The sequence below is a fragment of the Hubeiibacter jixunmingi genome (assembly GCF_041928215.1).
Taxonomy (GTDB): Bacteria; Pseudomonadota; Gammaproteobacteria; order Pseudomonadales; family Moraxellaceae; genus Acinetobacter.
On the sequence record NZ_JBHFHK010000081.1, the window covers coordinates 1 to 7,902 of the forward strand.

Annotated in this window: 5 protein-coding genes and 1 pseudogene; 2 read left to right on the forward strand and 4 right to left on the reverse strand. The window is 36.2% G+C overall.

The genetic code is table 11. The annotated features are described in order from the left end of the window. Positions 1-25: 25 nt before the first annotated feature. On the reverse strand, positions 26-1,027 hold the full coding sequence (locus tag ACEYX7_RS09960) for an MFS transporter (protein ID WP_374900519.1): 1,002 nt from the start codon (positions 1,025-1,027) through the stop codon (positions 26-28). Between the two features lie 212 nt (positions 1,028-1,239). Between ACEYX7_RS09960 and ACEYX7_RS09965 the strand changes: the two are divergent. Then, positions 1,240-1,688, forward strand: a pseudogene (locus ACEYX7_RS09965) (NfeD family protein). A gap of 84 nt (positions 1,689-1,772) precedes the next feature. Then, positions 1,773-2,612, forward strand: coding sequence for an SPFH domain-containing protein (locus ACEYX7_RS09970; RefSeq protein WP_374807022.1), 840 nt, complete (start codon positions 1,773-1,775; stop codon positions 2,610-2,612). Positions 2,613-2,946: 334 nt separating this feature from the next. On the opposite strand, the gene mfd is transcribed toward ACEYX7_RS09970, so the two are convergent. The 3 genes from mfd to ACEYX7_RS09985 form a co-directional block, all read right to left on the reverse strand. Next, the gene (mfd, locus tag ACEYX7_RS09975) at positions 2,947-6,417 is read right to left on the reverse strand and encodes a transcription-repair coupling factor (RefSeq protein WP_374803312.1); all 3,471 of its coding nucleotides are present in this window, start codon (positions 6,415-6,417) and stop codon (positions 2,947-2,949) included. Between the two features lie 174 nt (positions 6,418-6,591). Then, the gene (locus ACEYX7_RS09980) at positions 6,592-7,146 is read right to left on the reverse strand and encodes a hypothetical protein (protein ID WP_374900520.1); all 555 of its coding nucleotides are present in this window, start codon (positions 7,144-7,146) and stop codon (positions 6,592-6,594) included. Positions 7,147-7,366: 220 nt separating this feature from the next. Further along, positions 7,367-7,726: a hypothetical protein gene (locus ACEYX7_RS09985; protein ID WP_374803316.1), complete on the reverse strand. Its 360-nt coding sequence runs from the start codon at positions 7,724-7,726 to the stop codon at positions 7,367-7,369. Positions 7,727-7,902 lie beyond the last annotated feature (176 nt).

Genomic DNA, 7,902 nt, shown 5'->3' on the forward strand with positions numbered 1-7,902 from the left:
TGGGCATCAGTAAGTGTTAGTCTATTCATATAATCAGAATAACTGATTTTCTTTGTATGTCAACACACCCTAATATAGAAAATAATAATAGCACTTTGCCATTAGAGAAACGTTGTACCAACAATGCGCCCAGTACTGCACCAATCAAAGCAGCAATCACACCGAAACTGGTGATATAAATACCAATATCTTGTATTGTCAGACCCATATCAATCATCATTGGCTTACTCATAATATTAAATAAGCCATCCGCTAATTTATAAGTTACTAATACCATCAGCCATGCGATAAGCAGTTTACTTTGTAGTAAATAACCATAGCTTTGTTTGATTTTTTTTATAAATACTTTTAGATTAATTTTTTTATTTTCTTTTAAAGTGGTATTATGAGACTGATGATGAAAATCTGGTTCTTTATAGAAGTAAATCATAATACAGTTTAATAAAACTGAAATACTGAGATATATAAATGTCATTTGCCATGAAATAATACCTATAAAATATAATACCGCTCCACCACCTAATAAATAGCCCAAGCGTGAGCCTGTCACCTGAAGCATATTACCCCAATGTTGTTGATTATTTTTTAAAATATTTACCGCCAGACCATCCGTTGCAATATCTTGCGTAGCACAACATAAATTGAGTAAAAATAATCCTACAAACAACAGCCATAAAATATGACTTTGTGTTGCCATCTCGATTGGCACAAAACTGATACCGACCAAAAGCACACAGATCAAAAACTGCAGTGGCAAAATCCAACTGCGATAATGTCCATGCAATGCACTTTTATGACGATCAACCAATGGTGACCACAAAAACTTAATCGCCCAAGGTAGCATCAACAAACCCGATAAACCTATCTGAACCAAAGACACACCATAATGACGTAACAATGTAGGCAGTGCTTGCGTCATAAACCCTGACGGCAAGCCTTGTGCCAAATATAATGACAGTAACATCGGCAAATAATAAGGCGTTTGCTGACTAAAATGGCGATGTTGTGATGAATGTTCGACTGTCATAAAATGGTCATATCAATCTGATTTACTGGCATGAGTTTAACAGAACAAAGTGATGCTGTGTAAAGCCATTTTAGTTTACAAAAAGTACAAAAAAGCTATACGCACGTATAAATTTATGTTATAAAAAAACGATGTGTTATGCGAACAGTTTTTAGCTTATATCAGCGTATGCATAACATTTAAACACAACAATTTTGATTGAGGCGTATGTGATGAATATACAACCTTGGCATTGGTTTATCTTCGGGCTTGCCCTGATGGTAATGGAAATTTTTATCCCGAGTTTTACAATATTTTGGTTTGGCTTAGCTGCGATATTGGTGAGTGTTTTATTACTGATCATAAGCAGTATGGCATTGACTACACAAATTATTATATGGGCCATTCTTTCTGTCATCTTGGCGATATTATGGTTCAAATTAATCAAGCCACGCTTTAAAGATCGTACTCAGGCAGGCTTGGCACACGTGAAAATACAATCGGTCAAGTAGGCATGGTTATTGCCCAAATTCCTGAACATAATGAAGTGATTGTACGTTTTCCAATGCCTATTATGGGAACAGATGAATGGACGTGTCGCTGTTTAGAACCTATTCATATTGGTGATCGTAGTATCGTGGTCGATATTTTGGGAAATCAATTGGTCGTAAAACCTTATTAGATTTGATATTAAGTTTGATATTTAATATCTTGATGCCATTGAAGTAAAAATGAATGTTGTAGTGATATATTTGGAGAAATAAAGATGAGTTTTACAGTTATATTTGCAGTTTTAGTTGTAATCGCTGTATATAGTTCGGTGGTATTAGTGCCACAAGGCTATAAACATATTGTTCAACGTCTTGGTAAATATCATGCAACGTTAAGACCAGGGATTAATATTATTATTCCTTTTATGGACAAAGTAGCATATAAAATCACGACCAAAGATATCGTCTTGGATGTACCTTCACAAGAAGTGATTACCCGAGATAATGCCGTGTTGTTAATGAACGCAGTAGCTTATATTAACATCACCACACCCGAAAAAGCAGTCTATGGTATCGAAGACTATACATGGGCAATCCAAAATTTGGTACAAACGTCTTTACGTTCGATTGTTGGTGAAATGAATTTAGATGATGCTTTATCTTCTCGTGATCATATCAAAGCACATCTAAAAAATGCGATCTCTGATGACATTGCTGACTGGGGAATCACCTTAAAAACTGTAGAAATTCAAGACATTAAACCATCAATTACTATGCAATCTGCAATGGAAGCACAAGCTGCGACAGAGCGTCAACGTCGTGCTACAGTGACACGTGCAGACGGTGAAAAGCAAGCAGCGATCTTAGAAGCAGAAGGTCGTCTTGAAGCATCTCGTCGTGATGCAGAAGCACAAGTGGTCTTGGCACAAGCATCTCAACAAGCTATCAGCATGGTCAGTGCCACAGTGGGTGATAAAGAGATTCCTTTGGCTTATTTGCTTGGTGAGCAATATGTTAAAGCGATGCAGGATATGGCAAAGTCAAACAATGCAAAAACTGTGGTATTGCCTGCCGATGTCTTAAATACGATCCGTGGTGTCATGGGGCAGAAATAAATCAGCGATGTTTATGACAAATATAAATGCCCTAATCATGATAACATGTTAGGGTATTTAACGTGAGTTCGGGATAAACTAAGATATAATCATTTGATTTTAAAAGTAAATTTAATTCATCTGTAGGGTGCGTCTTACGCACCTTTCAGAAAACGGCATCTTGCGAAGCTTTAATCGCTTCTCAGGTGCGTCTTGCGAAACAATGTTTCTCACACCCTACTTTTTAGAAATCATATAATTACAATAAAAATATGCCTTTTTAAACCGAACTCACGTTATTTATGATTCTTGAATTCAAACTAAAAAATAGCTGCTGGCTTTGCTATCAAATTAATCAAGTCAAACTTTGCAATAAATGCGTCAATAACTTATCCACGATATCAATGCGTTCATCATGTTGTTCGACACTTTGGGTTAATTTCAAACGTTGTCCGCCTTCCATCCGATAATGATTTGGATGGGTTTGAATTAATTTAATAATGGTCATGGCTTGTACTGGCGTATCAGGTAAAAATTCCATCGAGCCACCAAAACGACTAAAATCAATCTTAGAAATCTCCAGACGTTCGGCTTTTAAACGGATTTGATGTACCGCAAATAAATGTTTCACTTCCGCAGGCAATACGCCAAAACGGTCAATCAATTCTATACGAATATTTTCCAATTTTTGACTATCTACCGCATTACTAATGCGTTTATAAAACATTAAACGTTGATGCACATCGCCCAAATAATCATCAGGAATGCGAGCAGGCAGATGCAAGTTAATATCGGCTGTTAAATTTAATGGTGCATCAAAATTTGGCGATTTGCCTTTTTGCACCGCTTTCGTGGCTTTTTCCAACATTTCCATGTACAAACTATAGCCGATACTTTGCATACTACCACTTTGCTGTTCGCCTAACAGTTCCCCTGCTCCACGAATTTCCAAATCTTCTGTGGCAAGCACAAAACCAGCCCCCAAAGTATTGGCACGTTGAATGGCATCAAGGCGTTTTTCCGCATCGCCTTTGAGATATTTTACCGATGGCACTAACAAATAAGCATAGGCTTGATGGTGCGAACGCCCAACACGTCCACGCAATTGATGCAATTGTGCCAAGCCCAATTTGTCCGCACGCTCAATGATAATGGTATTGGCATTCGGCACATCAATACCTGTTTCGACAATGGTTGAACACACTAACACATTGTAATGCTTATGATAAAATTCTTGCATGACGTGTTCAAGTTCTTTTTCTCGCATCTGCCCGTGAGCGACTGCCACCCGTGCTTCAGGCAATAATACTCGCAAATTTTCCGCGGTACGCTCAATGGTTTCCACTTCATTATGCAAGAAATACACTTGCCCACCACGCAATAATTCACGCAAAATCGCTTCTTTAATTATCGCTTCTGTTTGGTCTAACACAAAAGTTTTCACTGCCAAACGACGTGCAGGCGGAGTAGCAATAATCGACAAATCACGCATACCCGAAAATGCCATATTTAGCGTTCGTGGGATTGGCGTTGCGGTGAGCGTCAGCATATCGACATCGGCACGCATGGCTTTAATGCGTTCTTTATCACGCACGCCAAAACGGTGTTCTTCATCGACAATCATCAAGCCCAAATCGGCAAATTGCACACTTTCTTGCAAAATTTTATGCGTACCAATCACAATATCCACTTTGCCATCGGCAATATCGGCAATGGTTTTTTGATGACTTTTATTGCTACCAAAACGCGATAACACTTCAACACGAATGGCGGTATTAGCAAAACGGTCTTTAAAACTTTCATAATGTTGTTGAGCGAGCAACGTGGTCGGCACAAGCACCGCCACTTGTTTACCATTTTGAGCGGCTAAAAATGCAGCACGCATCGCCACTTCGGTTTTACCAAAACCCACATCACCGCACACCAAACGATCCATCGGGCGTGCTTGTTGCATATCGTGTAGCGTAGCAAGAATGGCATTTTGTTGGTCAAGCGTTTCTTCATAAGCAAAACCGCTAACAAATTGATGATATGCCAATTCGTCCAATTCAAAAGCAAATCCAGGTTTGGCTTGGCGGCGTGCTTGAATATGCAATAATTCTGCTGCCACGTCATGAATTTGTTCTAATGCTTTGCGTTTGGCTTTATTCCATTGATCTGTACCCAATTTATGTAACGGGGCTAAATCGGGATCACCACCGCTAAAACGGCTAATCAAATGCAAATTAGTGACAGGCACATAAACTTTGGCATCATCGGCATAATTCAGCTGTAAAAATTCATGAATTTGTTCATCAATCTCAAGACTAATTAAACCTGCATAACGCCCCACACCATAATCAATATGCACAACTGGTGCACCAATCGACAATTCAGTTAAACTACGAACTAAAAATTCTTCGGAAACTTCTTTTTGTTGTTTACGACGACGTTGAATAATCCGTTGTTCATACAATTGATTTTCGGTAATAATGGCAATTTGTTTCGGTAAATATAAACCACGTTCCAAAGGAGCATGGGTAATGGCAATATTATTTTTTGATTTATTTTCGATAAAATTTTTGAGAAAATCTTGATAACTATCAACCACAGTGAGATTATTTAATTTGAGATTATCTTTTAATGTTTCTCTACGCCCTGCACTTTCTGCCACCAATAATATTGGTTGGCGTTGTTCGTCGATAAACTGTTGTAATTTTTCAAAAGGATTATCCAATTTATGTTCTACAGGTAATTGCGGTGGGCTTTGTATTACCACATTCACCACACCTGCTTTAGAATCAAATGCTTTATCGCTAACAATCAAACGTGGATGTTGATTAAAACGCTGTAATAATTGCTGTTCTGCAATAAATAATAATTCAGGTTTTAAAATCGGCACGTCAATATCATGGCTACGGTCATCATAACGGCGTTCAACTTCTTGCCAAAAATGTTGAATATGCTCATTTAAACTTGGCTTGTGAATAATCAAACTATCCAAAGGTAGATAATCTAAAAAGCTACTTTGTTGCATTTGTTCAGGGCTAAAGAACAGTGGAAAATAATATTCAAGCCCAGTACTGGCAATACCGTCCATCACATCTTGATAAATTGGATTACGTTTTGGATTGGCATTGGCAAACACTTCGCCATAACGGTCACGGAATACGCTACGAGATTCGTGCAATGGAAATTCTTTGGCAGATAAGATTTTGAATTCTTGGATTTTTTCGGTGGTGCGTTGGGTTTCTGGGTCAAAAAAGCGTAAGCTTTCCACTTCATCATCAAACAGGTCAATACGCACAGGTTGATTTTGTCCTGATGCAAAAATATCCATCAAGCTACCACGAATGGCAAATTCACCATGTTCAAACACGGTATCGACCAGACGATAGCCAGCGGTGATTAATTTTTCACGTTGTTGTTTGACATCAAATTTTTCGCCTTGTTTGATATTAAAATGCTGTCCGAGCAACCAACTGGCAGGGGCAACACGTTGTGCTAATGTCGCTGCGGTGATTAAAATCACACCTGTTTTGGGTAAATTGCTTAATAATGCCAAGCGTTCGGAAATAATATCTTGATGCGGTGATAGGCGGTCGTAAGGCAAAGTTTCCCAATCTGGGAAAACCTGTGGTTCGATGCCATAAAAATGTAATTCGGCTTCGAGTTGTGCTAAGTGATTGGAATGATTGGCAATCACCAGCATCAATTGTGGCTGTTGTTGTTGAATTTCCGCCAAAATTAGGCTTGCTGCTGAACCTTGTAAATTGCCCAACCAACGGCGTTCGCCTTTTTTTAAACGGCTTAAATCAAGTTCGGCAATGGTATCTTGGAAAAACATGGCATCTTCAACACAACTTAAATGATTGGCTTAATAATAGGGCTTTTGTGCTGATTTTCAAGCGGTTTTTGCTTACTTAGTGTTCATTGTTTCATTTAAAATTCTCGTTAAATTATCTTTCCAAACAATACTTTGATTTTCAAAACAGAAAAAAATTAAATACTTGGTAAATATTTATTTCTTAAAGCTTTTTATAGCAACATTATTTTTGAAAAATTTAAAAAAATCTTCATTCTCAAAGAATGGGCATTGAATACCATTAAAAATATTTGCATCAAAATCTTTTGCTGTTTTCATCAAAATAATATCCTTTTCTTGATTGATTAATTGAGCTGTGTTTTCTATAGTTTTGTAATCATCTCTTATACAAAGAGTAAAAATTTCAGAACTAGAGAAATTATAAATTGCCTTTCCAGAATAAACTATAAGAAAATTCAAATATAAATCTTGGTAATCTGTACTCTTACCTGACAATAATAAACATTTGTCGCCAATATCAAAACTTCCCATAGAATGCCAATGAATCTTTTCATCAGTATTGGGTAACCACGTATCATTTTTACCATGCTTAGCTCTAATAGAAATAAATTTTATACCACTAATATCTAAAACGGATGCTTTATTATAATAAAAATATTGATACTTATCTTTAATTAATGATAGTACGCTTGTTGGATTATTTTCTAGGATAACATCACTAATGTCTTCATCAGCACAATCAAGTGCCATATTTTACAGTGATAATGAAATATTCGATTCGATATCATTTGTAAAATTATAAGAAATATAATTTTGAACCAAAGTATCATATTCAAATGGAAAAAATGATTCTCCATATGAGCTTATATCAAATTTACACATTTTCTCTCCTAATTTTTAACTTCCACCCAAAGATGATTTAATTCATGCGAATTTTCATTCAGGGTCGAATAAACAGATAATTTCAAAATTAATAATTTAAATTAATTTCAAAGTATTGACTATTTATTCCATCAGATAATCTAAGTGAATATATCTTTGAAAAATATAAAAATCCATTATCTAATCTATTTAAGACTCCGGATAGCTCAGCATCGTAATCAGCATAGGCAAATATACCTGTCATAATGCCAAATTTTTCATCATTTATTTCAACAATTTCCCCTACTTCTATAGGTAAAATTATTTCAGGAAAATTTCTATTTTTGGAAGATAGATAACACGTCATGCCATAACCCACTCTGTAGTAAAATTTTGCAAACACTAAGTATTCGCTAGAGAAGATAGCATTATCATTATTAACAATGGTCTCTAAAGATATTTTCCTCATATATTCACCTATTTAAAATATTTTATTGTCCTATAAATCAATTTTTAAATTAATCCATCTAAAAATCATATTTATTTTTATCCAGCACACCAATAATATATAGACCTCTTGCGAAAGTTTTGATATAATGACAAGATGAGATACGAAACAATCAAGGGCTTTAGCGACAGCCAATT

Excerpts from the sequence above, each read along its gene's own strand:
- ACEYX7_RS09980 (WP_374900520.1), bottom strand. The coding sequence starts at position 7,146 with ATGGCACTTGATTGTGCTGATGAAGACATTAGTGATGTTATCCTAGAA.
- ACEYX7_RS09985 (WP_374803316.1), bottom strand. The coding sequence starts at position 7,726 with ATGAGGAAAATATCTTTAGAGACCATTGTTAATAATGATAATGCTATC.
- mfd (WP_374803312.1), bottom strand. The coding sequence starts at position 6,417 with ATGTTTTTCCAAGATACCATTGCCGAACTTGATTTAAGCCGTTTAAAA.
- ACEYX7_RS09960 (WP_374900519.1), bottom strand. The coding sequence starts at position 1,027 with ATGACAGTCGAACATTCATCACAACATCGCCATTTTAGTCAGCAAACG.
- ACEYX7_RS09970 (WP_374807022.1), top strand. The coding sequence starts at position 1,773 with ATGAGTTTTACAGTTATATTTGCAGTTTTAGTTGTAATCGCTGTATAT.